The sequence below is a fragment of the Peribacillus sp. S4 genome, from assembly GCF_046715815.1.
Lineage (GTDB): Bacteria > Bacillota > Bacilli > Bacillales > DSM-1321 > Peribacillus > Peribacillus frigoritolerans.
Map to the genome: position 1 here is coordinate 1,621,830 of NZ_CP175708.1, position 26,610 is coordinate 1,648,439.

General features: G+C 43.6%; 23 protein-coding genes and 1 other annotated feature. Of the genes, 22 read left to right on the forward strand and 1 reads right to left on the reverse strand.

Annotated features, from left to right (window positions below; genetic code table 11):
* The first annotated feature begins 96 nt into the window (after positions 1 to 96).
* The 15 genes from ACJ9PY_RS07885 to pyrE all read left to right on the forward strand — a co-directional run bounded on the left by ACJ9PY_RS07885 (position 97) and on the right by pyrE (position 18,129).
* Complete coding sequence (locus ACJ9PY_RS07885; protein WP_411739747.1) at positions 97 to 870, forward strand: RNA-binding protein; 774 nt, start codon at positions 97 to 99, stop codon at positions 868 to 870.
* A gap of 85 nt (positions 871 to 955) precedes the next feature.
* The gene (locus tag ACJ9PY_RS07890; protein ID WP_034313857.1) at positions 956 to 1,471 is read left to right on the forward strand and encodes a DivIVA domain-containing protein; all 516 of its coding nucleotides are present in this window, start codon (positions 956 to 958) and stop codon (positions 1,469 to 1,471) included.
* A 63-nt stretch (positions 1,472 to 1,534) separates the two neighbouring features.
* Positions 1,535 to 1,777: a binding site (T-box leader), on the forward strand.
* 87 nt (positions 1,778 to 1,864) lie between these two features.
* The gene (gene ileS, locus ACJ9PY_RS07895; RefSeq protein WP_063577797.1) at positions 1,865 to 4,633 is read left to right on the forward strand and encodes an isoleucine--tRNA ligase; all 2,769 of its coding nucleotides are present in this window, start codon (positions 1,865 to 1,867) and stop codon (positions 4,631 to 4,633) included.
* A 208-nt stretch (positions 4,634 to 4,841) separates the two neighbouring features.
* Positions 4,842 to 5,312 (forward strand): signal peptidase II, encoded by a 471-nt coding sequence (gene lspA, locus ACJ9PY_RS07900; RefSeq protein ID WP_034313851.1) that lies wholly within the window; start codon positions 4,842 to 4,844, stop codon positions 5,310 to 5,312.
* A complete protein-coding gene (locus tag ACJ9PY_RS07905) occupies positions 5,305 to 6,222 on the forward strand; it encodes an RluA family pseudouridine synthase (protein WP_063576908.1) in 918 nt (305 codons plus the stop codon). The genes lspA and ACJ9PY_RS07905 overlap by 8 nt, the downstream gene beginning before the upstream one ends.
* Before the next feature lie 157 nt (positions 6,223 to 6,379).
* The gene (gene pyrR / locus ACJ9PY_RS07910) at positions 6,380 to 6,961 is read left to right on the forward strand and encodes a bifunctional pyr operon transcriptional regulator/uracil phosphoribosyltransferase PyrR (protein ID WP_057278480.1); all 582 of its coding nucleotides are present in this window, start codon (positions 6,380 to 6,382) and stop codon (positions 6,959 to 6,961) included.
* Between the two features lie 177 nt (positions 6,962 to 7,138).
* A complete protein-coding gene (locus ACJ9PY_RS07915) occupies positions 7,139 to 8,428 on the forward strand; it encodes a solute carrier family 23 protein (protein ID WP_057278435.1) in 1,290 nt (429 codons plus the stop codon).
* 197 nt (positions 8,429 to 8,625) lie between these two features.
* Positions 8,626 to 9,561, forward strand: a complete 936-nt coding sequence (locus ACJ9PY_RS07920) for an aspartate carbamoyltransferase catalytic subunit (RefSeq protein ID WP_063576907.1) — start codon at positions 8,626 to 8,628, stop codon at positions 9,559 to 9,561.
* On the forward strand, positions 9,524 to 10,810 hold the full coding sequence (locus ACJ9PY_RS07925; protein WP_411739748.1) for a dihydroorotase: 1,287 nt from the start codon (positions 9,524 to 9,526) through the stop codon (positions 10,808 to 10,810). Before ACJ9PY_RS07920 ends, ACJ9PY_RS07925 begins: the two co-directional genes overlap by 38 nt.
* The gene (locus ACJ9PY_RS07930) at positions 10,807 to 11,913 is read left to right on the forward strand and encodes a carbamoyl phosphate synthase small subunit (protein WP_057278432.1); all 1,107 of its coding nucleotides are present in this window, start codon (positions 10,807 to 10,809) and stop codon (positions 11,911 to 11,913) included. Before ACJ9PY_RS07925 ends, ACJ9PY_RS07930 begins: the two co-directional genes overlap by 4 nt.
* Entirely contained in the window at positions 11,892 to 15,098 is a 3,207-nt protein-coding gene (carB, locus tag ACJ9PY_RS07935) for a carbamoyl-phosphate synthase large subunit (RefSeq protein ID WP_268936717.1), read from the forward strand. The genes ACJ9PY_RS07930 and carB overlap by 22 nt, the downstream gene beginning before the upstream one ends.
* On the forward strand, positions 15,095 to 15,874 hold the full coding sequence (locus ACJ9PY_RS07940) for a dihydroorotate dehydrogenase electron transfer subunit (protein WP_054396938.1): 780 nt from the start codon (positions 15,095 to 15,097) through the stop codon (positions 15,872 to 15,874). Before carB ends, ACJ9PY_RS07940 begins: the two co-directional genes overlap by 4 nt.
* Complete coding sequence (locus ACJ9PY_RS07945) at positions 15,871 to 16,812, forward strand: dihydroorotate dehydrogenase (RefSeq protein ID WP_034313828.1); 942 nt, start codon at positions 15,871 to 15,873, stop codon at positions 16,810 to 16,812. Before ACJ9PY_RS07940 ends, ACJ9PY_RS07945 begins: the two co-directional genes overlap by 4 nt.
* A complete protein-coding gene (gene pyrF, locus ACJ9PY_RS07950; RefSeq protein ID WP_369315567.1) occupies positions 16,784 to 17,500 on the forward strand; it encodes an orotidine-5'-phosphate decarboxylase in 717 nt (238 codons plus the stop codon). Before ACJ9PY_RS07945 ends, pyrF begins: the two co-directional genes overlap by 29 nt.
* On the forward strand, positions 17,494 to 18,129 hold the full coding sequence (gene pyrE, locus ACJ9PY_RS07955; protein WP_411739749.1) for an orotate phosphoribosyltransferase: 636 nt from the start codon (positions 17,494 to 17,496) through the stop codon (positions 18,127 to 18,129). The genes pyrF and pyrE overlap by 7 nt, the downstream gene beginning before the upstream one ends.
* A gap of 46 nt (positions 18,130 to 18,175) precedes the next feature.
* On the opposite strand, the gene ACJ9PY_RS07960 is transcribed toward pyrE, so the two are convergent.
* Positions 18,176 to 19,897: an NFACT family protein gene (locus ACJ9PY_RS07960; RefSeq protein ID WP_411739750.1), complete on the reverse strand. Its 1,722-nt coding sequence runs from the start codon at positions 19,895 to 19,897 to the stop codon at positions 18,176 to 18,178.
* A 287-nt stretch (positions 19,898 to 20,184) separates the two neighbouring features.
* Here ACJ9PY_RS07960 and ACJ9PY_RS07965 point away from each other — a divergent pair, with 287 nt between their 5' ends.
* The 7 genes from ACJ9PY_RS07965 (at position 20,185) to coaBC (ending at position 26,608) form a co-directional block, all read left to right on the forward strand.
* Positions 20,185 to 20,313, forward strand: a complete 129-nt coding sequence (locus tag ACJ9PY_RS07965) for a hypothetical protein (RefSeq protein WP_262869245.1) — start codon at positions 20,185 to 20,187, stop codon at positions 20,311 to 20,313.
* Positions 20,313 to 22,991, forward strand: coding sequence for a calcium-translocating P-type ATPase, SERCA-type (locus ACJ9PY_RS07970; RefSeq protein WP_411740250.1), 2,679 nt, complete (start codon positions 20,313 to 20,315; stop codon positions 22,989 to 22,991). The genes ACJ9PY_RS07965 and ACJ9PY_RS07970 overlap by 1 nt, the downstream gene beginning before the upstream one ends.
* Positions 22,992 to 23,148: 157 nt before the next feature.
* Positions 23,149 to 24,024, forward strand: coding sequence for a YicC/YloC family endoribonuclease (locus ACJ9PY_RS07975; RefSeq protein WP_057278429.1), 876 nt, complete (start codon positions 23,149 to 23,151; stop codon positions 24,022 to 24,024).
* 53 nt (positions 24,025 to 24,077) lie between these two features.
* Positions 24,078 to 24,341, forward strand: a complete 264-nt coding sequence (gene remA / locus ACJ9PY_RS07980; RefSeq protein ID WP_034313813.1) for an extracellular matrix/biofilm regulator RemA — start codon at positions 24,078 to 24,080, stop codon at positions 24,339 to 24,341.
* Positions 24,342 to 24,351: 10 nt separating this feature from the next.
* Positions 24,352 to 24,966 (forward strand): guanylate kinase, encoded by a 615-nt coding sequence (gmk, locus tag ACJ9PY_RS07985; protein ID WP_034313809.1) that lies wholly within the window; start codon positions 24,352 to 24,354, stop codon positions 24,964 to 24,966.
* A 3-nt stretch (positions 24,967 to 24,969) separates the two neighbouring features.
* Positions 24,970 to 25,173 carry a DNA-directed RNA polymerase subunit omega gene (gene rpoZ, locus ACJ9PY_RS07990; protein WP_034313807.1) on the forward strand — a complete coding sequence of 68 codons (204 nt, stop codon included), beginning with the start codon at positions 24,970 to 24,972 and terminating at the stop codon, positions 25,171 to 25,173.
* A 226-nt stretch (positions 25,174 to 25,399) separates the two neighbouring features.
* On the forward strand, positions 25,400 to 26,608 hold the full coding sequence (coaBC, locus tag ACJ9PY_RS07995) for a bifunctional phosphopantothenoylcysteine decarboxylase/phosphopantothenate--cysteine ligase CoaBC (protein ID WP_411739751.1): 1,209 nt from the start codon (positions 25,400 to 25,402) through the stop codon (positions 26,606 to 26,608).
* Positions 26,609 to 26,610 lie beyond the last annotated feature (2 nt).

Here is a 26,610-nt window from a genome sequence, read left to right on the forward strand (position 1 = left end):
GAACATTTTCCGCTGTGTAGTTGCAACGCAGAATGAGTTCAATCAATTCCAGATGATCGACCATTAATTTGATAACTAAGGAGCATTTATTCAATCATGAGTATTTATCAGCATTTCAGGCCGGAGGAAAAAGATTTTATCGACCAGGCCATGAATTGGATTGATCAGGTTAAACATTCCTACGCTCCGAAACTATCTGATTTTCTTGATCCGCGTCAGCAGGAAATCCTTACTTCCGTAATAGGGAATGATCCGGAAGCGAAACTGCAATTCAATGGCGGGAGCGATTTCGTAGAGCGAAAACGTGTGCTCATTTACCCTGATTATTACTCTCCTGAACCATCTGATTTCAATATCTCCTTATACGATATCTCCTATCCAAAAAAATTTGTAACGCTTGAACATAGGCAAATACTTGGAACCTTGATGTCACTAGGGGTAAAACGTGAAAAATTTGGTGATATAATAGTGACGGAAGAGGATATTCAATTTATAGCTGCCGAAGAGATGGATTCATATCTCACTGGAAATCTGGAGAAAATAGGTAATGCTTCCGTTTCCATCAAACGGCTTCCAATCGGGAATATCGTTCAAGTTAAGGAAAAATGGGAAGAGCAAGTAACCACCGTCAGTTCTCTTAGGCTTGACAGTGTACTATCGGCCGTCCTGAATTTGTCCCGTCAAAAAACCCAGTCCTTGATAACGTCAGGAAAAGTAAAGGTGAATTTCAAGCAAACGGAAAACGTCTCGGAAGAATGCCGTGAGGGTGACACACTTTCCATCAGAGGTTTTGGCAGATGTAAAATAGCTTCAATCGATGGGAAAACCAAGAAGGATAAGTGGAGAATCTCGTTAGGCAGACAAAAATAATTCAAGAAAAAGCAGGAATCATAAATTTATTGTCGAATATAGAGTTTTAACATACTAGAGTAGAAACCGTTCTGGAGGTGCCGTAATGCCCTTAACCCCGATAGATATACATAACAAGGAATTTAACAAAGTATTTCGAGGGTATGATGAAGATGAAGTAAATGAATTTCTCGACCAGGTCATTAAAGATTATGAACTGATTTTGAGGGAGAAGAAGGAACTTGAAGATAAACTGAACGAGACTTTTGATCGTTTGGGACATTTTACGACAATTGAGGGTACACTTAACAAGTCGATTATTGTCGCACAGGAAGCAGCCGAAGAATTAAGGCGCAATGCCCAAAAAGAAGCGAAACTGATCATAAAGGAAGCAGAGAAAAATGCTGACAGGATCGTAAATGAGTCACTTGTGAAAGCAAGGAAAATAGCGATGGATATTGAAGATTTGAAAAAGCAATCCAAAGTATTCCGGACACGTTTCAAAATGCTTGTCGGTGCACAGCTGGATTTGCTGGACAATGACGATTGGGATCATCTTCTGGATTATGAAGTGGATGCGACTGAAATAGAATTAAATGAGAGAGTGGAAGAGGAAATTTAAACGATTCCTTGACTTTGAACACTTTTTTCGCATATAATTTTTTAACAATACAATTCATTATGAAATTAGACGATGACAGGGAAAGTAAATTCTTCACACACTTATTTTTAGCGAACCGGGGATGGTGAAAGCCCGGAATAAGCGAAGAATTGAAGATCACCCTTGAGTTCTGAGTTGAACCTGCTTTTGCAGTAAGTAAATGAAGCGTTTCATTCACGTTACGAATGCTCGAGAGGTTGGATTCACTTTTGTGAATCTTTCTAGCCAGGGTGGTACCGCGGGAAGCAAAGCTTTCTCGTCCCTTTTTTAGGGATGAGAGGGCTTTTTATTTTGGCCGGATATCAAGTCATCGGTTCGAATGAATTTTTTAAAAGACGGATGGAGGATTTTATGATGGAATACAAAGATACCTTATTGATGCCTAAAACTGAATTTCCAATGCGGGGGAATTTGCCGAAGCGTGAACCGGAAATCCAAGAAAAATGGAAAGAAATGAACATCTATAAAAAAGTGCAAGAGCAAACGGAAGGACGTCCTTTATTCATTTTGCATGATGGACCTCCATATGCCAACGGCGATATCCACATGGGCCATGCAATGAATAAGGTTTTAAAGGATTTCATTGTCCGATTTAAATCGATGAGCGGTTTTCAAGCACCGTATGTACCTGGCTGGGATACACATGGGCTTCCAATCGAAACGGCATTGACGAAAAAAGGCGTGAAACGGAAAGAAATGAGCGTTGCCGAATTCAGAAAGCTTTGTGAAGAGTATGCTTATGGCCAGATTGACAATCAACGGGAGCAGTTTAAGAGAATAGGGGTCCGTGGTGATTGGGAAAATCCTTATATCACATTGAAGCCTGAATATGAAGCACAGCAAATCAAGGTATTCGGTGAAATGGCGAAAAAAGGCTACATTTATAAAGGGAAAAAACCTGTTTACTGGTCCCCTTCAAGTGAATCGGCGCTAGCCGAAGCTGAAATTGAATATCAAGACAAACGCTCTGCGTCGATCTATGTTGCTTTTGAAGTCACAGATGGCAAAGGTGTGATAGATGAAGGCGTCAAGATCATCATCTGGACGACAACTCCATGGACGATTCCAGCTAATCTTGGTATCTCATTGCATCCGCAATTAAATTATGTAGTAGTGGCTGTCGAAAATGAAAAATTCTTAATTGCTGAGGCACTGCTTGAATCGGTTACGGAAACATTAGGCTGGGAAAATCCGTCCATCCAAAAAACAGTAAAAGGGAGCGAGTTGGACCGTGCTGTTGCCAAACACCCTCTTTATGACCGTGAATCTTTAGTGATGTTAGGTGAGCACGTAACGACTGAAGCTGGAACGGGTTGTGTTCACACTGCGCCAGGCCATGGTGAAGACGACTTTATCATTGGGCAAAAATATGGCTTGGACGTACTTTGTCCTGTAGATGAAAAAGGGGTCATGACGGAAGAAGCAGGGGAATTTGCCGGATTATTTTATGATCAAGCGAATAAACCGATTACCGAAAAATTAACTGAAGCAGGCGCGTTATTGAACTTGACGTTCATCACACACTCTTATCCACATGACTGGCGGACGAAGAAGCCAACGATCTTCCGTGCAACAGCACAATGGTTCGCGTCAATCAAGGACTTCCGCAATGAACTTCTGGAAGCGATTGAAGAAACGAAATGGGTTCCTGCTTGGGGCGAAACGCGTCTATTCAATATGGTCCGTGACCGTGGGGATTGGTGTATTTCCCGCCAACGCGCTTGGGGCGTACCAATTCCAGTGTTTTATGCAGAAAATGGCGAGCCGATCATTACGGATGAAACCATCGACCATATTTCAAACCTATTCCGCGAACACGGTTCAAACATCTGGTTTGAGCGTGAAGCGAAAGATCTTCTGCCTGAAGGCTATGCACATGAAGGCAGCCCGAATGGTATCTTCACGAAAGAAACGGATATCATGGACGTATGGTTCGATTCCGGTTCTTCTCATCAAGCGGTACTTGAAGAAAGAGACGACTTGCAACGCCCTGCTGACCTTTATTTAGAAGGGTCCGATCAATATCGCGGCTGGTTTAACTCATCACTTTCAACAAGCGTTGCCGTTACAGGCAAAGCACCATATAAAGGTGTACTTAGCCACGGGTTCGCATTGGATGGCGAAGGCCGTAAAATGAGTAAGTCGATTGGGAACGTCGTACTGCCATCCAAGGTCATGAATCAACTTGGTGCAGATATCTTACGTCTTTGGGTAGCTTCGGTGGATTACCAATCGGATGTCAGGGTTTCCGATCCTATTTTAAAACAAGTTTCGGAAGTTTACCGCAAGATCCGTAATACATTCCGCTTCCTGTTAGGGAACTTGGATGGATTCAATCCTAAGACCGATAAAGTGGCTGTTCAAGAATTGCCTGAAGTCGATCGATTCATGCTGGTTAAATTAAATAAGCTGATCAAACAGTCGAAGCTAAGTTATGAAAATTATGAGTTTGCTACCATTTATAATATGGTCAATAATTTCTGTACACAGGATTTAAGTTCGTTCTACCTTGATTATGCAAAAGACATTCTTTATTGTGAAGCACCAAATGGGAAAGAGCGTATGGCCATTCAAACGGTCCTTTACGAATCATTGGTCAGCTTGACCAAATTGGTATCACCGATCCTCTCTCATACAGCTGATGAAGTATGGGCGTTCATTCCGGGTGTAACGGAAGAAAGCGTACAGTTGACATTGATGCCTGAAGAAATTTCCATTGAAGATGCTGAAGTCATTGAAGCAAAATGGACGGCGTTCATGGATGTCCGGGATAATGTTCTGAAAGCATTGGAAGAAGCCCGGAACCAGAAGGTCATCGGAAAATCACTGAATGCTAAAGTGACGGTATATGTTAATGAAGAAACGAAAAATCTGCTTGATGGCATCAAGGAAAGCTTTGAACAGCTATTCATAGTATCCGAATTTGAAATCGCTGGAGATGTGGCAAGTGCCCCAGCCGAAGCGGTTAAACTTGAGGATATAGCGATCCTTGTTACAAAAGCAGAAGGTGAAACGTGTGAACGTTGCTGGAATGTTTCGAAGGAAGTAGGTCAAGTGGAGGATCATCCAACACTTTGCCCGCGTTGTGCTACAGTTGTGAAAGAACATTACGTGAATCAATAATTCCTGCAAAAATGCCGGTCCCTATATGAAGGGCCGGCTTTTTTGTGTGAATGAAAGCTAAAACCCCAATCGTAGAATTTTGCCTTTATCCAATCTTCCCGATATTCTTAAGGAGCAGTTAGCGGACTTCTGTTTTTCGGATTAGTCATTATTTCTAGTTTATGCTACAATTCAAAAGTGAAGATTTGATTAGTTTGGGGGAAAAAATGTGTTTTATTATTTGATTGCCCTTTTGGTCATAGCTCTCGATCAGCTGACAAAATGGATGATTGTGAAAAAAATGGAGTACGGAGAAAGCATTGAAATTATTGAAAACCTTCTATATATCACCTCGCATCGTAATCGTGGGGCAGCATGGGGAATTCTACAAGGTCAAATGTGGTTTTTCTACATCATCACCATCGCTGTCATCATTGGACTTGTCTATTATATTCAGAAAATGGCGAAGGAAAGCATTTTACTTGGAGTTGCACTTGGTCTCATGCTAGGCGGTGCGATTGGTAATTTCATCGATCGTGTTGCTCGTCAGGAAGTAGTGGATTTCGTTCATACCTATATTTTCAGCTACAGTTTCCCGGTATTTAATGTTGCTGATGCTGCGCTTTCAATTGGTGTCGGACTGCTCGTGATTCATATGTTTTTAGAAGAAAAAAACGCTAAGGAGAAAGATAATGGATAAAAGGTTATACAGCATCGATGAAACACTAAAAGGAGTTAGGATTGATAAGGCCCTTTCCACTTTGAATGAGGAATGGTCTCGCACTCAGGTCCAGCAATGGATCAAGGAAGATCATGTTTTGGTAAATGGCGCGGTTATTAAAACGAATTACAAAGCTGTTCCTGGCGATACAATCGAAGTGACGATTCCAGAACTTGAGGTATTGGATGCGGTAGCAGAGGAAATGGATTTGGATATCTATTATGAAGATGCAGATGTACTCGTGGTTAATAAACCGAGCGGTATGGTCGTCCATCCGGCACCGGGACATGTATCTGGCACGCTTGTAAATGGATTGATGGCTCACTGCAAGGATCTTTCTGGAATCAACGGTGTCATGCGTCCTGGAATCGTCCATCGGATCGACAAAGATACATCAGGTCTATTGATGGTTGCCAAAAATGATATGGCACATGAGAAACTGGTACAGCAGCTTGTTGACAAAACGGTTACCCGTAAGTATCAAGCTGTAGTTCATGGTGTGATCCCTCATGATTTCGGAACGATCGATGCACCGATCGGCCGCGATAAAAAAGATCGCCAAAGCATGACTGTCACAGATTCGAATGCCAAAAATGCCGTCACGCATTTCCGTGTCATCGAACGCTTCAAAGATTTCACTTTGGTGGAATGCCAGCTTGAAACGGGAAGGACACATCAAATCCGTGTTCATATGAAATACATTGGCTTCCCACTGGCGGGAGATCCGAAATATGGTCCGAAAAAGACCCTGAAATTGGATGGACAAGCGTTGCACGCCGGTCTTCTAGGTTTCATTCATCCACGTACTAATGAGTATATGGAATTCGAAGCTCCGATTCCGGAGGAGTTTGAAAATCTAATTAATCAATTACGTAGAAGTAAGGATTGACACATTCACTTTTTTGATATATTATAATAACAACTTAATAAGAACCTTTAACACAGTTCAGAGAGACTGAGAAGGAAACGGATACGCAAAGTGGGATAATTATGCCCACCGCGGTAAAATCCTCATGCCTTCTTGGCATGAGGATTTTTTTGTTGAAATGGACTTATCAGAAAAAAGAATCGGGGTGGCCGACGTGTTGAATGAGAAAGCCATAGTACTTGATGAGCAGGCCATTAGCAGAGCCTTGACGAGGATTGCCCATGAAATCATTGAGAAAAATAAGGGGATTGAGGATTGCGTCTTAATCGGGATACGTACACGCGGGATTTTCCTCGCTGACCGACTTGCGAAGCGCATCAATCAAATAGAAGGCAAGGAAATAGAGCTGGGTGAACTGGATATTACGCTTTATCGCGACGACCTTTCGAAAAAGAGCAATGATGGGGAACCCATCGTAAAAGGCTCTGACATTCCGGTCAATATCACTGACAAGAAAGTGATTTTAGTGGATGATGTTCTTTTCACAGGCAGAACCGTTAGAGCCGCAATGGATGCTCTGGTGGATTTGGGAAGACCTTCGCAGATCCAGCTTGCCGTATTAGTGGATAGGGGACATAGGGAATTGCCGATTCGCGCGGATTTCGTCGGTAAAAACGTTCCGACTTCACAATCTGAAAAAATTACAGTTACTTTAACAGAAGTAGATCAAGTAGATCAAGTTACTATATTAGAAAACTAAACACCATGAAAATTTCATATTACCCTTTTAAAGACAGTCCAGAGAGGCTGGCAAAGGGGAGTCAATCGGAAGAGCTGTGCCCTATGTATAGGCATTTACCTTCTGAGAAACCCTCTTTGTATATAGCAAAGAGGGTTTTTACAGTTTTGATGGAATTTTCATGAGGGGGATACGGAAATGGAAGAAACGAAAAGGGACATCGTACTGGATGTCGAGGACGTGCCAAAGGCTGGACAGTGGATTACGTTAAGCATCCAGCATTTGTTCGCCATGTTCGGTGCAACGGTGCTGGTGCCATTCCTGGTAGGTTTAAGCCCGGCGGTAGCACTGGTATCAAGCGGGTTGGGAACACTTTCATACTTACTGATAACGAAAGGTCAGATACCAGCTTATCTCGGTTCATCTTTCGCTTTCATTACGCCAATTATCGCGGCTAAGGCTTTGGGAGGTCCGGAAGCGGCCATGATCGGTTGTTTTGCGGCAGGGTTCATATATGGGATTGTAGCTTTGATCATCCAGAAAGTCGGTTTGCGCTGGTTAATGAATATACTTCCTCCGGTTGTGGTGGGACCGGTGATTATCGTAATCGGATTAAGCCTTGCCGGAACGGCAGTGGACATGGCAATGTATGATCCGCAAGATAAATATAGCGTCACTTATATAATTATAGCGCTGATCACTTTAGCGGTAACCATCATCTGCAACGTGTTCTTTAAGGGATTCATTAACTTGATCCCCATTTTAATGGGAATCATAGTGGGCTACGGCTGTTCGGCTGTAGCAGGAATAATAGATTATGAACCGATCAAGGCAGCAAAATGGTGGGAAATGCCTGAATTCATGTTTCCGTATGTAACATATACACCTACCTTCTCATGGGAAGTCATTGCCATCATGGTACCGGTTGCCATCGTAACTTTATCAGAACATATCGGACATCAGATGGTACTGAGCAAAGTAGTCGGCAGAAACTTTTTGGAAAAGCCAGGCTTGCATCGCTCGATTTTAGGAGATGGCGCAGGAATCATGATTGGGTCCTTCATCGGTGGGCCGCCGCTGACTTCGTATGGTGAAAATATTGGGGTCCTGACCATGACGAAGGCTTACAGTGTCTATATCATAGGAGGGGCAGCATTGACTGCAATCATCTTTGGCTTTAACGGTAAGATTTCAGCAGTCATCAGCTCGATACCTACAGCTGTGATGGGCGGCATTTCCATCTTGCTCTTCGGTATCATCGCCTCAAGTGGATTGAGGATGCTTATTGATAATAAGGTAGACTTTGACAAAAAAAGAAACTTGATGATAGCTTCAGTCATCCTGGTGTTAGGAATCGGAGGAGCGTTCGTACAACTATCGGAAACGGTATCGCTTTCCGGAATGGCACTTTCAGCCATCGTCGGAATCCTTCTTAACTTGATTCTTCCTGACCGGGAAAAAATATCCGGAGATATATTTGGAAAATAAGATATTGCATCAAAACAATAGATCACCTTTTAAAAGAAGTCCAGAGAGGCTTAAAAGGGTGTTGCTGTAAAGATGAATGAGAACGGGGAAAAGTGTAAACCAATCCGTGTCCTCACAATCTTTATGACCTACACCCTGTCCTTAATGGCGGGGTGTTTTTTATGCCCCGCATCACAAATGTGAGAGGAGCAGGATCGATGAAAAAATTATTGACCATGAATGAATTGACAATAAGTGAAATTGAAAGGATTTTACATGAGGCAGAGTGTTTTGCCAACGGAGCCAGCTGGATTCCAAAGCAGCTGACCACAGTTGCCAATCTCTTCTTTGAACCAAGTACACGTACAAAATCAAGCTTTGAAATGGCTGAAAGAAAATTGGGACTTGAGGTCATTCCTTTTGATGCGGGTACATCATCCGTGTTAAAAGGCGAAACCTTATATGACACAGTTAAAACTTTAGAAGCGATAGGTGTAAATGCCTTGATCATCCGTCATGAACAGGATAATTATTTTGACGAATTGAATGAGAAGATCGGAATTCCAATAATCAATGCAGGGGATGGCTGCGGAAATCACCCAACCCAATCATTACTGGACTTATTGACGATTAAACAAGAGTTTAAAAGTTTCAAAGGTCTTAAGATTGCGATAATCGGTGATGTAAGGCATAGTCGGGTTGCGAAATCGAATGCAGAAGCACTGACTCGTTTAGGAGCGAATGTCGTATTTTCGGGCCCGCCTGAATGGTTTGACAGATCAAACAGTTTAGGAAGATATGAAGACATCGATCATGCGGTAGCTACATCGGATGTGGTCATGCTGCTTAGAATACAGCATGAAAGGCATATTGATAAATACGATCAGGCAAATGGAGATTACCTGGAAAAATTTGGCCTGACCAAACAACGTGAAAAAAATATGAAACCGGATGCGATCATCATGCATCCTGCACCAATAAACCGCGGTGTTGAAATAGACAGTGATTTAGTCGAATGCAGCCGCTCGAGAATTTTTAAACAAATGGAAAATGGCGTATTCATTAGAATGGCCGTATTAAAAAATGTGCTTGAACAAACCGAAGGGGGAAACATTCATGAAAACAGTAATCAAAAATGGAGTATTGCTAGATAATCAAAACTCATTCAAAAAAGCGGACATTGAGATAGAAGGCAAGGTCATCACAAAGATCGGCGAGAACTTGGAGACGGAAAATTGTAACGTAGTTGACGCTAGAGGATTACTGATTACACCCGGGCTTGTTGACCTGCATGTCCATTTACGCGAACCGGGCGGCGAACATAAGGAAACAATCGCTAGCGGGACGCTTGCAGCGGCAAGAGGCGGTTTCACTACGGTAGCGGCGATGCCTAATACAAGGCCAGTTCCTGATACAGTGGAGAACCTAGAAGCGCTTAACAGGAAAATTGAAGAAACGGCTCATGTCAGGGTACTCCCATATGCATCCATCACGATTAGGGAAGCTGGCAAGGAGCTGACCGACTTTGCTTCACTAAAACAAACGGGTGCTTTCGCCTTTACGGACGATGGCGTAGGAATTCAAGAAGCCGGGATGATGCTGGAAGCGATGAAACGGGCAGCCGCTCAAGATATGGCCATTGTTGCTCATTGTGAAGACAATAGCTTAATCAATAAAGGCTCCGTCCATGAAGGAAGATTCTCAAAAGAACAGGGAATCAATGGGATTCCGTCGGTATGTGAAGCTGTACATATCGCCCGGGATATCCTTCTTGCCGAAGCGGCGGACTGCCATTATCACGTTTGCCATATTTCCACGAAGGAATCGGTAAGGACGGTAAGGGATGCCAAACGCGCCGGTATCCGTGTCACCGCCGAAGTTACACCGCATCACTTATTATTGTGTGAAGATGATATACCGGGACTTGATACGAATTATAAAATGAACCCGCCATTAAGGGGCCGTGAAGATCGGGATGCGTTGATAGAAGGATTGCTTGACGGAACCATCGATTTTATAGCAACAGACCATGCCCCGCATGCGGCAGAGGAAAAGGCGCAGGGAATGCAGCTGGCTCCTTTCGGAATAGTAGGATTGGAAACGGCATTCCCGCTGCTTTACACCGAATTGGTTAAAAAGGGCATCATAACATTAAAGCAATTGATCGATTTCATGACAATCAAACCATCCGAAAGCTTCTCCCTTCCTTATGGAGAGCTAAAAGAAGGTGCTACTGCGGATATCGTACTCATCGATTTGGAAACGGAAAAAGAAATCAATGCTGAAGAGTTTGCTTCAAAAGGGAAAAATACACCTTTTAATGAAAAGAAATGTTATGGCTGGCCAGTCATGACGATTGCAGAAGGAAAAATAGCTTGGGAAAAAGGACGTGTTCAAGGATGAAAAGACAGCTAATTTTAGAAGATGGGACAGTATTCCTTGGGGAAGCATTCGGAGGGGACGTAGAAAAAATAGGTGAAGTCGTTTTTAACACAGGAATGACGGGTTACCAAGAGATTCTATCCGATCCATCGTATTGCGGTCAAATCGTTACACTTACGTATCCATTAATCGGGAATTACGGGATAAACCGCGATGACTTTGAATCCATCAATCCAGCGATAGCAGGATTTGTCGTTAAGGAAACAGCAGAACTTCCTTCCAACTGGCGAAACCAACTATCACTAGATGAATATCTGAAAATGAAGAACATACCTGGAATAAGCGGAATCGATACGAGAAAGCTGACAAGAATCATCAGGAAATCAGGTGCACTGAAAGGGGCGCTTTGCAATATCAATAAAGATGCAAATGAAGTGGTTTCCCAATTGAAGGCAACGGTGATTCCTTCTAATCAGGTAAAACAGGTTTCAACAAAAGCACCTTATTCCAGCCCGGGCAGAGGCCCGCGGGTTGTTCTTGTAGACTACGGCATGAAGCATGGGATTTTACGTGAGTTGACGAAGCGCGGCTGTGATGTCGTGGTTGTGCCTTATAACGTCACGGCCGAAGAAGTGATGCAATACCATCCGGATGGCGTAATGCTTTCAAACGGCCCTGGAGATCCGAAAAGTGTTCTTGAGACGCTCGAAATGATCCGTACAATCCAAACGCAAGTACCGTTATTCGGAATCTGTTTAGGACATCAATTATTCGCACTTGCAAACGGGGCGGATACGGCAAAATTAAAATTCGGCCATCGAGGTTCGAATCATCCGGTCAGGGACCTTCGTACCGGAAAGGTATCCATCACATCTCAAAATCATGGATATACAGTTGAAGAGCTTTCCATTGAAAGTACAGATCTTATTGTGACACATACAGCATTGAATGACGATACGATTGAAGGCCTGCGCCATAAAAAGTATCCGGCTTTCACCGTACAATATCACCCGGAAGCATCACCAGGTCCGGAAGATGCCAACTACTTATTCAATGAATTCTTACAAATGATTGAAGCTGCAACCAACAAGGGGGAAAAAACATGCCAAAACGCAATGATATAAAAAGCATCTTAGTAATTGGTTCCGGTCCGATCGTCATCGGACAGGCCGCCGAGTTCGATTATGCAGGAACCCAAGCGTGTATAGCCTTAAAAGAAGAAGGCTATCGAGTGATCCTGATTAACTCTAACCCTGCGACAATCATGACAGACACTGAAATGGCTGACGCGGTTTATATCGAACCGATCACATTGGAATTTGTCAGCAAAATCATTCGTAAAGAGCGCCCGGATGCACTGTTACCTACCTTGGGCGGACAGACTGGCTTGAACATGGCAGTTGAGCTTGCCGAATCAGGAATTCTGGAAGAATGCAATGTCCAAATTCTTGGGACCAAACTTTCGGCTATACAACAAGCGGAAGACCGTGACCTTTTCCGTACGCTAATGAACGATCTTGGGGAACCGGTGCCTGACAGCGACATTATTCATAACCTGGAAGAAGCTTATACATTCGTTGAACGAGTCGGCTACCCGGTCATTGTTCGTCCAGCCTTCACGCTTGGCGGAACAGGCGGTGGGATTTGTGATAACGAAGAGCAGCTTATCGAGATCGTTGAGGGTGGCCTGAAAAGCAGCCCGGTTCACCAATGTCTGCTTGAGAAGAGCATTGCCGGTTTCAAAGAAGTGGAATATGAAGTGATGCGTGATTCCAATGATAATGCAATAGTCGTTTGTAATATGGAAAACTTCGATCCTGTCGGTGTCCATACAGGCGATTCAATCGTTGCGGCACCAAGCCAAACATTAAGTGACAGAGAGTATCAAATGCTTCGAAATACGTCTTTGAAGATTATCCGCGCCTTGAAAATTGAAGGTGGATGTAATGTTCAGCTTGCGCTAGATCCAAACAGCTATCAATATTATGTCATTGAAGTGAACCCAAGGGTCAGCCGTTCTTCGGCACTTGCTTCAAAAGCGACTGGTTATCCAATTGCAAAGCTAGCAGCAAAGATAGCCGTTGGTTTGACGCTCGATGAGATGATGAACCCTGTCACTGGCAAAACCTATGCCAGCTTTGAACCTGCACTGGACTATGTCGTTACGAAAATTCCGCGCTGGCCTTTCGATAAGTTCGAAAGCGCCAACCGTAGGCTCGGTACCCAAATGAAAGCGACCGGAGAAGTCATGGCAATCGGCCGTACATTCGAGGAATCAATCTTAAAAGCTGTCCGTTCCCTTGAAGCGGGTATATTCCACCTTAATTTGAATGACGAGTTTGAGGATGGAAAGATAGAGAAACGGATCAGAAAAGCCGGAGATGAACGGTTATTCTATATCGGTGAAGCGTTAAGAAGGGGAAAAACGATCGAAACCATCCACGAATGGAGCCAGATCGATTTATTCTTCTTGCATAAGTTGAAAAAGATAATCGACTTTGAAAAGCAGCTTAAAGAACATTCTTTTGATTGTGAAGTATTGCAAAAGGCTAAAGAACTAGGGTTTTCTGACAAAACGATCGCGGAAATATGGGAAGTTCCCGAAATTGATGTCTATGAATACCGGAAACAGCAAGGAATCATCCCTGTTTACAAAATGGTTGATACATGTGCTGCCGAATTCGAATCGGAAACTCCGTATTTTTATGGGACATATGAAGATGAGAATGAATCCATCGTCACTGACAAGAAAAGTGTCATTGTTCTGGGATCAGGCCCAATTCGGATCGGGCAAGGAGTAGAGTTTGATTATGCGACCGTACACTCGGTATGGGCCATCAAGGAAGCGGGATATGAAGCGATCATCATCAACAACAATCCCGAAACAGTTTCGACGGATTTCAGTATCTCCGACAAACTTTATTTCGAACCATTGACTATTGAAGATGTCATGCATGTCATCGATTTGGAAAAACCGGAAGGGGTCATCGTCCAGTTTGGCGGACAGACAGCAATCAACCTTGCAGATGGTCTGGTTGAAAGAGGAGTGAAAATCCTAGGTACTTCACTTGAAGACCTGGATAGGGCGGAAAATCGCAATAAATTCGAAAAAGCACTTCAGGATTTAGGCATTCCTCAGCCAAAGGGTAAAACTGCAACATCGGTTGATGAAGCGATCGTCATCGCTGAAGATATCGGGTACCCGGTTCTAGTAAGGCCATCGTATGTCCTCGGAGGAAGAGCGATGGAAATCGTCTATAAACAAGAAGAATTGCTGCATTACATGAAAAATGCCGTGAAAATTAATCCGGATCACCCTGTCCTGATAGACCGCTACTTAACAGGTAAGGAAATCGAAGTGGATGGTATTTCCGATGGCGAAACGGTCGTTATCCCTGGGATCATGGAGCATATTGAGCGCGCCGGCGTCCATTCAGGTGACTCGATTGCAGTCTATCCGCCACAAAACTTAACGGAAAAACAAAAAGAAGTAATCATTGATTATACGACCCGGTTGGCAAAAGGCTTGAATATAATCGGTCTCTTGAACATCCAATATGTCATCAGCAATGAAGAAGTGTATGTGATTGAAGTAAATCCACGTTCCAGCCGAACCGTTCCATTCTTAAGTAAAATTACGAATGTGCCGATGGCTAACTTAGCCACGAAGGTCATCTTGGGTCACACACTTGAAAGCCAAGGTTACAAATCGGGGTTAGTGCCAGAACAAACGGGGGTCTATGTGAAAGTGCCGGTCTTCTCATTTGCGAAATTAAGAGGTGTGGACATTTCACTCGGACCTGAAATGAAATCGACTGGTGAAGTAATGGGGAAAGATACCACCCTTGAAAAAGCTTTATATAAAGGGCTGGTCGCTTCCGGTTTCAAGATCAAGGGGCATGGTTCGGTGTTATTGACGATATCGGATAAAGATAAGCAGGAAGCGCTGCTTTTAGCAAGGCGTTTCCATAATATCGGCTTCAAGCTGATAGCCACCAGCGGAACTGCTGCCCTATTGGAGCAATCAGGAATTCCGACTGCGATTGTCGGAAAAATTGGCGAAGAAGGTACAAACCTGCTGGATGTCATCCGGAACGGGGAAGCGCAATTTGTTATAAATACTTTGACAAAAGGTAAGCAGCCGGCACGGGATGGTTTCAGAATCCGACGTGAATCGGTTGAAAATGGAGTGACATGCCTAACATCACTTGATACGGCAGAAGCCATTTTAAGAGTGATAGAATCCATGACCTTCTCGGCAGAAGCAATGGGAAAAACGGAAAAAAGTCGTGAGGTGAGCTATATATGATCAAGAAGGAAAGAATGAAGGTGTTAAATCATAAGGAACTGGCCCCGTCCATCTTTGAACTTACCCTGCAAGGTGAATTGGTTTCAGAGATGAATCAACCAGGCCAGTTTGTCCAAGTCAAGACAACAGAAGGCACTGAGCCATTGTTAAGACGCCCGATTTCGATTTCTTCTTACAACAGCAGTGAAAAACAGTTCACGATGATATACCGGGCTGAAGGTAAAGGAACGACACTGTTATCGCAGCGTAAAGAGGCGGAAGCGGTCGATATCCTTGGACCCCTTGGCAACGGATTTCCCGTTCATGAGGCTAAACAGGGTGAAACGGCATTATTGGTTGGCGGCGGGATTGGTGTCCCGCCCCTGTATCAATTATCACAAATGTTGGTTGCGAAAGGTGTTACGGTAATCCATGTATTGGGCTTCCAGACCAAGTCAGCCATCTTTTACGAAAAAGAATTCAGTGAATTAGGTGATACCTATATTGCCACGGTGGATGGTTCATACGGGACAAAAGGATTTGTTACGACGGTAATAGACAATCTGGAGCAAGAGTTTGCAACGATCTTTTCATGCGGGCCTACACCAATGTTAAGAGCCTTGGAATCGGGCTATCGTGAGAAAAAGCTTTTCCTGTCCCTTGAGGAAAGGATGGGATGCGGCATCGGTGCCTGCTTTGCTTGCGTGTGTCATACAGGGGATGACCCAACTGGTTTCAGTTATAAAAAGGTTTGCAGCGATGGACCCGTATTCCGGGCAGGAGAGGTGGTATTATGAGCAGGCTTTCAGTTGAATTACCAGGATTACACTTGAAAAACCCGGTCATGCCAGCATCTGGATGCTTTGGATTCGGCCGTGAATACAGTCAATTTTTCGACTTGGATATTCTTGGGGCGATCATGATCAAAGCGACCACTCCTGAGCCAAGGTTCGGCAACCCGACTCCGCGTGTTGCGGAAACCTCTTCGGGAATGCTGAACGCCATCGGTCTGCAGAATCCAGGCTTGGAAAAGGTCATCAGTGAAGAGCTGGCCTGGCTAAGTAGGTATGATGTTCCCATCATTGCCAACGTTGCAGGTTCGCAAATAGAAGACTATGTAAAAGTTGCCAGTGAAATAAGCAAGGCGGGGAATGTGAAAGCACTTGAATTGAATATCTCTTGTCCGAATGTAAAAGAAGGAGGCATAGCTTTCGGTACGGTACCGGAAGTTGCCAAAGAGGTAACCAAGGCGGTAAAGGAAGTATCTTCCGTCCCAGTCTATGTGAAGCTTTCACCGAATGTCAGTAATATTGTGGATATGGCCAAAGCAGTTGAAGATGGCGGGGCCGACGGGTTGACCATGATAAATACATTAGTCGGCATGCGACTGGATTTAAAAACGGGCAAACCGATCCTTTCTAACAGAACGGGTGGATTATCTGGTCCTGCAATAAAACCTGTAGCGCTCCGGATGATTTATGAGGTTAGCCAGCAAGTTTCTATTCCAATAATCGGAATGGGCGGCATCGCTACGGCGGAAGACGTCATTGAATTTTTCTATGCGGGTGCCAGTGCTGTTGCAGTGGGAACCGCGAACTTCGTGGATCCCTTTGTATGCCCGACCATCATCGAAGAATTACCGAAATTGTTGGATGAGCTGGGATTTGACCATATTTCAGAATGTACCGGAAGGAGCTGGAAGCAAAATGAAACAGTCACTAATAATCGCTCTTGATTTCCCTGACCTCCTTCAAACGGAGACATTCCTAAAACAGTTCCATTCGGAAAAACTGGCTGTAAAAGTGGGGATGGAATTATTTTATCAGAATGGTCCATCAATCGTTTCTTTCGTAAAGGAGCAAGGCCACGATGTGTTTTTGGACTTGAAGCTTCATGATATTCCAAATACCGTTAAAATGGCCATGACCGGATTGGCAGCTTTAGGAGCTGACATGGTCAATGTACATGCGGCAGGTGGACAAAAGATGATGGAAGCAGCCATGGAAGGTCTGGATAAGGGTACGTCCGCTGGTAAAAAACGTCCATTATGCATTGGGGTTACCCAACTGACGAGTACGTCACAAGAACAAATGAATGCTGAGCAAAACATTGCCGGGTCTCTGGAAGATTCGGTCCTCCATTATGCAAAACTTACTAGACAGGCAGGATTGGATGGCGTCGTCTGTTCTACCCATGAAGTAAAGAAAATACATGAACGCATCGGTCATGAATTCTTGACCGTAACACCTGGAATCCGAAGTGCAGGTGGACAGACGCATGATCAAAAGAGAATTGCCACGCCTGAACAAGCTAGGGATTTTGGAGCGGATGCCATCGTTGTAGGGAGAGCCATAACGGGGGCGGCAGATCCATTAAGGGCGTATTTGGATATGAAAGCAGCTTGGGAGGGAATATCATGTTAAATAATAAGATAGCTGAACATCTATTGGAAATAAAAGCAGTGTACCTACAGCCGAATGACCCCTTTACTTGGGCATCTGGAATTAAATCACCCATTTATTGTGATAATCGCTTGACCCTTTCATACCCAGAGGTTCGCAATGAAATAGCGGAAGGATTGAAAGGTTTGATTGAACAGCATTTCCCTGAGGCTGAACTGATTGCAGGCACAGCAACTGCCGGCATTCCGCATGCAGCTTGGGTGAGTGACAAATTAAATGCACCGATGTGCTATGTTCGATCCAAAGCCAAGGAGCACGGTAAGGGCAATCAAATCGAAGGCCGCGCAGTTCCAGGACAAAAAGTGGTCGTTGTAGAAGACTTGATTTCAACCGGCGGAAGTGTGATTACTGCTGTTAACGCGCTGAAAGAGGCTGGATGTGATGTTCTAGGAGTCGTTTCGATCTTTACTTACGAATTGGAAAAGGGAAAAGAAAAATTCGAAGCTGAGGGCATTATTAACCATTCGTTGAGTGACTACTCTACTTTGATAAAAGTCGCTAATGATAAAGGGTACATCACGGCAGAAGAATTGGAAAAGCTAAAAAAATGGCGGGAGAATCCGGCTGATACAGCTTGGATTTCGGCATGAAAATAGAGGGGGCCCAATCACTCAGGACTGGGCCCCCTCTATTTTTTTACTCCTTTACCGCTTCCTTTAAGCGTATGACAGTATCGGCATCCGGTGTAATATAAACGGTCTGCTGCTGGTCATAGATTACGAACCCGGGCTTGGAACCATTCGGTTTCTTAACATGGCGAACCTGTGTGAAATCAACGGGCACTGAACTCGATTGCTTTGCTTTACTGAAGAAAGCTGCTAATACGGCGGCCTCTTTTATTGTTTTTTCACTTGGCGATTCATTTCGAATCACAACATGTGAGCCGGGTATATCTTTTGTATGAAGCCATATTTCATCACGGCGTGCAAACTTGTTCGTTAAATAATCATTTTGTTTATTATTCTTCCCGACAAAAATGAGATCTCCATCCGTAGCATAATATGTTTCAAGCTGCGGTTTTGCATTTGCAGGCTTTTTCATGCCTTTTTTCTTTTTTTGCCTAATGTATCCTTCTTCCTGAAGTTCTTCCCGAATCTCCTCTATATCCCTGGGTGACGCTGATTGGAGCTGCTGATGCAAGGCTTCGAAGTAGGCCAATTCCAATTTTGTCTTTTCGATTTGTTCTTGGACGACTCCGACTGCATTTTTGGACTTTTGGTATCTTGAGAAGTACTTTTGTGCATTATCTGACGGATTTTTTAATGGGTCAAGCGGGATGGTGACCATAATTTGTTCTTCATCATAATAATTGACGACTTCTATTTCCTTCATGCCTTTTTTCATTTGATATAGATTAGCTGTAAGCAGCTCACCGAACAACTGATACTGTTCACCGCGTTCCGTATCTTTCAATGTACGTTCGAGCTTGCCGATTTTTTTTGAGTTCTTTTCGATTTCATTAGTAATGAAACGTTCTACATCCTGGCTCTTTTGCTTAACCCGATCTCTTTCTGCCTTTCCGAAGTAATAGCGGTCGAGCATCTCGCTCAATGAAGAAAACGTACGTTGATTCCCAGACAGATGCTCTAGTGAAAGCATATAAAAAACTTCTTTATTTCCATCTTGTTTGATCGTGGCAGCATATTTCCGTTCCGAGATTTCCTGGATAATCTTTAAAAAGGCTGTTGGAAGGGTCGTGCTGTTGGCAAGTCCGGCCCGGTAGACGGCTTCCTTTGCAACTAATGGTGAAACCCCTGAAAAATGGGCAACAAGCTGTCGATCCAGCTTTCCTGCATTGAAGTCAATATTCTTCCTGATATCGTCCTCGGTAGCCTTGAAGGGATCATTCTTTTCCTGTGCGGGTGGAGCCTTATACTCCTGGCCGGGCAATATCGCCCGATAACTATTGACGGCATGTGAAACATGCTTAATGCTGTCCAAAATCATATTTCGTTCTTTATCTACTAAAACAATGTTGCTGTGTCGCCCCATGATTTCGATGATTAACTGCTTTTGAGAGACATCGCCAAGCTCATTACGGCCCTTCACTTCAAAAATGATCATCCTATCAAGTTCATATTGATAAATGTTTTCTATCGTATAGCCTTCGAGGTGCTTCCTAAGAAGCATGCAGAACATGGGTGCCTCTTTGGGATTTTCATAACTTTCTTCGGTCATTTGCACCCTCGAATAACTTGGATGGGCTGATAATAAGAGCTTATGGTTCTTACCTCCAGCACGAACAACCAGTATTACTTCATTTTTATAAGGCTGATGTACCTTATTGATTCGTCCACCTTCTAATAAAGAAGCGATTTCTTCCGTCATCGCTTTCGTAAATAATCCATCAAATGACATTCTATTTTTACTTCCTTTACATAAGATTTTCTAAGAACTCATTTTTGCCGGGCGTTATAAATGCATCACGTCTGCCCATTTTAGTAAATCACAATTTTTTTAGCCAACTGGGTGAAAGCAGCAGTTCAGGTACAGTGAATGGATGTATTTTTATTTCCTGATAGTGAATACAAAAATTGGTCCATTCATCATGATTACAGTTCGTTCATTCAAAAAATTATCCGGATCGTTCTTCTTTCCGCAATTCTGTTTAATTATAGCATTATTTTGGACGAGTCTGAATAATCATGGAAGAAGAGCAGGTTGTTTTATGTATCGGTAAGCAGGCAGGTGTTGGAAGAGTAAAGCAAAAAGCGCCTGTTGAGATGTATACAGGAGCCTATTTCATTCTATTCAAAGGGATGTGTGATACTTGATGGAGTTCAGGGAAATGAATAATCAAGAAATGGAGAAAGCGCTTCAAACAAACGTTACACACGGTTTGGACGATGATGTAGTAAAGGACAGGCTGCGAAAGAATGGTTTTAACGAATTGAAGGAAGGAGAAAAACAGTCAGCCATTCTTTTATTTTTCGCCCAATTCAAAGATTTCATGGTCATAGTTTTACTTGCCGCGACATTGGTTTCGGGGATATTGGGTGAATATATCGATGCGATTGCCATCATGGCGATTGTTTTTTTGAATGGATTACTTGGTTTTTTCCAAGAACGGAAGGCAGAAAAATCCTTGGATGCCTTAAAGGAAATGGCTGCACCGCAAGTTAACGTGCTTCGAGATGGCCAGTGGATGAAAATCCCATCGAGAGAAGTGGTTGTTGGGGATATCCTGAAGTTTTCGAGCGGTGACCGTATTGGTGCCGATTTACGGATCATCGACCATTCAAGCCTTGAAATAGAAGAGTCGGCACTTACCGGCGAGTCACTCCCGGCCGTTAAATGTTCTGATCCATTGATGAATGAGGTTGAAGGTATCGGTGATCAGGAAAATATGGCGTTTATGGGAACGATGGTTACAAGAGGGAATGGAGTCGGAATCGTGATCGCTACTGGAATGAATACGGCGATGGGAAAGATTGCGGATCTCCTGCAGACTGCGGAAACAAAAGAAACACCGCTTCAACGGAGGTTGGAGCAGCTAGGCAAAATTTTGATCGTCACGGCCTTAATATTAACTGTAATCGTAGTCCTGACTGGTGTCATTCAAGGACATGACCTTTATACGATGTTTTTGGCCGGGGTATCTCTGGCTGTTGCGGCGATTCCCGAAGGCTTGCCGGCCATTGTGACCGTAGCCTTGTCTTTAGGTGTTCAGCGTATGATCAAACAAAAAGCGATTGTCCGTAAGCTTCCTGCCGTAGAAACGCTTGGCTGTGCAACAGTGATTTGCTCAGATAAAACAGGTACACTGACACAAAACAAAATGACGGTGACGAAGGTTTGGAGTGGAGGGAAAACTTGGGATGTCGGCGGTACTGGTTACAATCCGGTCGGAGAATTTTCTTTAGATGGAGTTTCAGTTGCCCCGAAAAACCATAATGCCTTGCTTCAAATAATTACATTCGGCATGCTCTGTAATAAAGCTGAGTTAAAGGAAAATGGGAAGCAATATATTCTAGACGGTGATCCGACAGAAGGGGCGATGTTGGTCGCGGCAATGAAAGCTGGATTGACGAGGGCACACCTATCTAAGAGGTTTACGATAGTAAAGGAGTTTCCATTTGACTCGAGCCGCAAAATGATGAGTGTCATAGTGAAGGATGATAAAGATAATCATTTCGTTATCGTAAAAGGTGCCCCGGACGTATTGATTGCCCAGTCCGACACGATCCTTTGGGAAGGAAGGTCGGAAATATTAAATCGGGAGAGCAAGGAAAGGGTGCAACATGACATGAATGGGCTTGCTTCGCAGGCACTTAGAATGATTGCAGTAGGTTATAAACCTCTTTCAAAAGGAACGATTTTGCTGCATGAAACCGAAGCTGAGCGTAATTTGACCTTCATGGGACTTCAGGGCATGATCGATCCCCCGCGTCCGGAGGTGAAACAGGCAGTTAAGGAATGCAGGGACGCCGGGATCAAAACTGTCATGATTACAGGCGACCATGTGATAACTGCAAAGGCAATTGCTAAAGAGCTTGGAATTTTAAAAGGAAAAGACCGTGTACTTGAAGGACGGCAATTGGCGGACATGGAAGTCGGGGAACTTGAGGAAGTTGTTGAAACTGTTTCGGTATTTGCCCGAGTTTCCCCGGAACATAAGTTAAAAATCGTAAAAGCCTTGCAAAATAAAGGACATGTCGTTGCAATGACAGGGGATGGTGTCAATGATGCCCCGGCGATAAAATCAGCGGATATTGGTATATCCATGGGCATCACGGGGACTGATGTTGCTAAAGAAGCTTCTTCCTTAATATTGGTTGACGATAACTTTGCCACAATAAAATCGGCCATTAAAGAAGGCAGGAATATTTACGAAAACATCAGGAAGTTCATCCGTTACCTGCTTGCCTCCAATGTTGGGGAGATTTTGGTCATGTTTTTTGCGATGCTATGTGCCTTGCCATTACCATTGATACCAATCCAGATCTTATTCGTGAACCTTGTAACCGACGGACTGCCCGCGATGGCATTGGGCCTGGATGCTGCAGAAGAAGATGTAATGAAAAGAAATCCGAGAAATGCCAATGAAGGTGTTTTTGGAAGGGGGCTTGGCTGGAAGATCATCTCACGCGGTTTTCTGATAGGGGTTTCCACATTGATCGCATTTTATGTTGTATATCGTGCAAATCCGGATAATCTTGCTTATGCACAAACGATTGCTTTCGCTACCTTGGTCTTGGCTCAGCTTATACATGTATTCGATTGCCGAAGTGAACGTTCGATCTTCTCGAGAAATCCATTCGGTAACCTTTATCTAGTGGGGGCGGTACTATCCTCCCTATTATTGATGGTAGCCGTCATGTATGTACAGCCTTTACAAACCATCTTTCATACGGTACCGATTTCGGGAAGGGATTGGCTATTAGTAATAGGAATGGCATCCATACCAACTTTTTTACTGGCTGGAACCTTTTTAGCAAGAAAAGCACAGTGATATATGGTATAATCTTTAAGGTGGTAGAGTCTTGCTCTATTGCCTTTTTATTTTTATGGTATTTTATTTGTAAGCTAATGTTTCCGTACTTTAGCTAATATATAATGAATGTCAAAAGGCCAAATTACTACATTATGTTTTGATAGGATGTGGAACCATGGTTACCAGTATGACGGGCTATGGAAGAGAAGAAGCGGAAAACGAACAGGTCAGGGTTTTTGCTGAAATCAAGACCGTTAACCATCGTTTTTGTGAATATACGATTCGAATGCCGCGCCAGCTTTTGGTTTTGGAAGAAAAGGTGAAAAAGAAGGCGAATCAATACATAAGAAGGGGACGGGTGGAAATCTTCATTACAGTGGAAGGTGAGAGCCTGGTTTCCAAAAAGGTGAAGATCGATTGGGATCTTGCTGATCAATATGTGGGATTGATGGATGAAGTCAAGGGAAAATACAATCTGGAAAGTTCAATTACATTACAGGATATGCTGCAACTTGAATCGATTTTCATGACGGAAGAAGTACCTGCGGTTCCTGCCGATTTGGAATCCCTTTTAATGAAGGCCGTCACGGGGGCATTGGAAAATCTGAAAAAAATGCGGGATCTCGAAGGTCAGGAACTTGCCTCGGACATGAAACGCCAGCTTGAAAAGTTTGGTGAGATTGTAGCAGGAGTCAAAATGCATGCACCTTCAGTCGTCGAAAAATATAAAGCCCGATTGGAAATCAAACTGGCCGAGTTGACTGATGGTTTGATTGAAGATAGCCGTATTGTGACAGAAGCGGCCATTTTTGCTGATAAATGTGATATAAATGAAGAACTGACCAGACTCGATAGTCATTTACAGCAATTCTCAAGGACCCTTACCCATAGTGAACCAATTGGAAGGAAACTTGACTTCCTTGTCCAGGAAATGAATAGGGAAGTCAATACGATTGGATCAAAGGCAAATGATTCGGCCATTACGAAAGATGTGGTGGAAATGAAAAGTTTGCTTGAAAAATTAAAGGAACAGGTTCAAAATATCGAGTAGTCGGTTTATGATGAACCTAACAAGGTGACAATAGATATGAATGGGGGACAAAAATGTCAATTAAGCTCATTAATATTGGTTTTGGGAATATCGTTTCCGCGAACCGGATCGTATCCATCGTGAGCCCTGAATCGGCTCCGATAAAAAGGATCATCCAAGACGCCCGAGATCGCGGATCCTTAATAGATGCTACATATGGCAGAAGAACCAGGGCCGTTATAATTACAGACAGCGACCATGTTATCTTATCTGCCGTTCAACCTGAAACGGTTGCTGCACGGCTACAAGATAGAGATGACAGCGTAGAAGAGGGGTAACTGAAACAATATGAGAGAAAAAGGTTTATTAATCGTTTTGTCCGGACCATCCGGTGTTGGTAAAGGAACTGTTAGGAAGGCGATTTTTTCTCAGCCAGGAACGGCATTCGAATATTCAATTTCGATGACGACAAGGCTGCCTCGCCATGGTGAAGTGGACGGAGTGGACTATTTCTTCAAAAAACGCGAGGAATTCGAAGCACTGATCGAAGAAGGCAAATTGCTGGAATATGCTGAGTTCGTCGGTAATTATTATGGAACACCCGTGGATTATGTCCGTGAAACAATCGATTCCGGAAAAGATGTATTTCTGGAAATAGAAGTTCAAGGAGCTAAACAGGTCCGGGAGAAGTTCCCTGAAGGACTTTTCATTTTCCTTGCTCCTCCGAGTTTGACTGAACTCGAAAGCCGCATCGTTACTCGCGGAACCGAGACGGAGGAAGCGATAAAAGGCCGGATGAAAGTGGCCAAGGAAGAAATAGAACTTATGGATCTGTACGATTATGTTGTTGAAAATGATCATGTGGATGCAGCATGTGCTAGAATTAATGCAATTGTAATTGCCGAGCATTGCCGTCGGGAAAGAGTTGCAGTTTTATATAAAAAAATGTTGGAGGCGGAATAAATCATGTTATATCCATCAATTGATTCTCTATTACTTAAAATCGATTCTAAATACTCACTTGTATCGGTGGCAGCTAAACGCGCCAGGGAAATGCAGATTAAAGATAATTGCCTTATAAAACCGGTTTCCCATAAATCGGTAGGTCGTGCCCTTGAAGAAATTCATTCCGGTAAATTGACTTACGATAATTCTTACGAGGAAAACTAAGAGAACACAGAGCTTGACCTATCGGGCCTGACACCCTAAAGCAAACAGGAGCGTTACATTTAGAAAGTGCTTCCTTCCTGCGGCCAAGGTGTCAGGCCTGTTTGTTTTGATTTTTTTTAAAGTAATGTTTGGGGGAATCCATAGGTTATTGCGCATTTCAAATGAAATTTCTTCGGTTTTCCGTCATAATTAGAAAGAATAGAATGTATAGTTAGGGGAAATTTGCATGCTTATCGATAAAAAAGTACTTCTTTGTGTCACCGGCGGGATTGCTGTATATAAGGCTGCTGCCCTGACAAGTAAATTAACTCAGGAAGGTGCGCATGTTAAAGTGATCATGAGTGAATCGGCACGTAAGTTCGTAACGCCGCTCACCTTTCAAGCACTTTCGAGAAATGATGTGTACACAGATACTTTTGATGAGAAGGATTCTTCAGTCATTGCCCACATCGACTTGGCTGATTGGGCTGATATCATCCTGTTGGCTCCAGCTACAGCCAATGTCATTGGCAAAGTAGCCAATGGAATCGCGGATGATATGATCACGACCACCCTATTGGCAACGGAAGCACCTGTTTGGGTTGCGCCGGCAATGAACGTGCACATGTACGCACATCCAGCGGTTCAGAAAAATATGGAGACACTTCGGTCGTTTGGATATCAATTCATTGAACCGGGTGAAGGGTATTTGGCCTGCGGATATGTAGGGAAAGGGCGATTGGAGGAACCTGAAACAATCGTAGAACATCTTAATCGATATTTCAATGAACGCAAATTACAGCAACAGCCTCTTAAAGGAAAGAAATATTTAATCACGGCAGGACCGACACGTGAAGCGATTGATCCGGTGCGTTTTGTGACGAACCATTCCAGCGGCAAAATGGGCTATGCCTTAGCCGAAGCGGCAATTGAAATGGGCGCTGAGGTGACATTGATTACCGGCCCAGTGAACTTGATGCCACCTCCCAAGGCCAGAGTAATATCAGTGGAATCAGCAGCAGATATGTATGATGCGGTATTCGATCAGTTCGCTGCCAGTGATGTCGTAATCATGACGGCTGCAGTGGCGGATTATAAACCGAAGGTCTATCATACTCGAAAGATGAAAAAGCAGCCAGGGGAAAATGTGATTGAATTTGAACGGACAAAGGATATTCTAAAGGAACTCGGTGAAAATAAAACGCATCAGATTTTGGTGGGCTTTGCGGCTGAAACGAACAACGTTGAAGAATACGCAAGAGGAAAATTGGTCAAAAAGAATGCAGATATGATCGTTGCCAATAATGTTACCGTTGCAGGGGCAGGATTTGGAACGGATACGAACATCGTGACCATTTACGATAAAGATGGAAGTGCGACCGAACTTCCAAAAATGAGTAAAGCGGATATAGCTAAAAGCATCCTGTCAGAAGTATCTCGCAAGCAAAAGGAATGATG

Excerpts from the sequence above, each read along its gene's own strand:
- ACJ9PY_RS07885 (WP_411739747.1), top strand. The coding sequence starts at position 97 with ATGAGTATTTATCAGCATTTCAGGCCGGAGGAAAAAGATTTTATCGAC.
- ACJ9PY_RS07890 (WP_034313857.1), top strand. The coding sequence starts at position 956 with ATGCCCTTAACCCCGATAGATATACATAACAAGGAATTTAACAAAGTA.
- ileS (WP_063577797.1), top strand. The coding sequence starts at position 1,865 with ATGGAATACAAAGATACCTTATTGATGCCTAAAACTGAATTTCCAATG.
- ACJ9PY_RS07905 (WP_063576908.1), top strand. The coding sequence starts at position 5,305 with ATGGATAAAAGGTTATACAGCATCGATGAAACACTAAAAGGAGTTAGG.
- pyrR (WP_057278480.1), top strand. The coding sequence starts at position 6,380 with ATGGACTTATCAGAAAAAAGAATCGGGGTGGCCGACGTGTTGAATGAG.
- ACJ9PY_RS07915 (WP_057278435.1), top strand. The coding sequence starts at position 7,139 with ATGGAAGAAACGAAAAGGGACATCGTACTGGATGTCGAGGACGTGCCA.
- ACJ9PY_RS07920 (WP_063576907.1), top strand. The coding sequence starts at position 8,626 with ATGAAAAAATTATTGACCATGAATGAATTGACAATAAGTGAAATTGAA.
- ACJ9PY_RS07925 (WP_411739748.1), top strand. The coding sequence starts at position 9,524 with ATGAAAACAGTAATCAAAAATGGAGTATTGCTAGATAATCAAAACTCA.
- ACJ9PY_RS07930 (WP_057278432.1), top strand. The coding sequence starts at position 10,807 with ATGAAAAGACAGCTAATTTTAGAAGATGGGACAGTATTCCTTGGGGAA.
- carB (WP_268936717.1), top strand. The coding sequence starts at position 11,892 with ATGCCAAAACGCAATGATATAAAAAGCATCTTAGTAATTGGTTCCGGT.
- ACJ9PY_RS07940 (WP_054396938.1), top strand. The coding sequence starts at position 15,095 with ATGATCAAGAAGGAAAGAATGAAGGTGTTAAATCATAAGGAACTGGCC.
- ACJ9PY_RS07945 (WP_034313828.1), top strand. The coding sequence starts at position 15,871 with ATGAGCAGGCTTTCAGTTGAATTACCAGGATTACACTTGAAAAACCCG.
- pyrF (WP_369315567.1), top strand. The coding sequence starts at position 16,784 with ATGAAACAGTCACTAATAATCGCTCTTGATTTCCCTGACCTCCTTCAA.
- pyrE (WP_411739749.1), top strand. The coding sequence starts at position 17,494 with ATGTTAAATAATAAGATAGCTGAACATCTATTGGAAATAAAAGCAGTG.
- ACJ9PY_RS07960 (WP_411739750.1), bottom strand. The coding sequence starts at position 19,897 with ATGTCATTTGATGGATTATTTACGAAAGCGATGACGGAAGAAATCGCT.
- ACJ9PY_RS07965 (WP_262869245.1), top strand. The coding sequence starts at position 20,185 with ATGGAAGAAGAGCAGGTTGTTTTATGTATCGGTAAGCAGGCAGGTGTT.
- ACJ9PY_RS07970 (WP_411740250.1), top strand. The coding sequence starts at position 20,313 with ATGGAGTTCAGGGAAATGAATAATCAAGAAATGGAGAAAGCGCTTCAA.
- ACJ9PY_RS07975 (WP_057278429.1), top strand. The coding sequence starts at position 23,149 with ATGGTTACCAGTATGACGGGCTATGGAAGAGAAGAAGCGGAAAACGAA.
- remA (WP_034313813.1), top strand. The coding sequence starts at position 24,078 with ATGTCAATTAAGCTCATTAATATTGGTTTTGGGAATATCGTTTCCGCG.
- gmk (WP_034313809.1), top strand. The coding sequence starts at position 24,352 with ATGAGAGAAAAAGGTTTATTAATCGTTTTGTCCGGACCATCCGGTGTT.
- rpoZ (WP_034313807.1), top strand. The coding sequence starts at position 24,970 with ATGTTATATCCATCAATTGATTCTCTATTACTTAAAATCGATTCTAAA.
- coaBC (WP_411739751.1), top strand. The coding sequence starts at position 25,400 with ATGCTTATCGATAAAAAAGTACTTCTTTGTGTCACCGGCGGGATTGCT.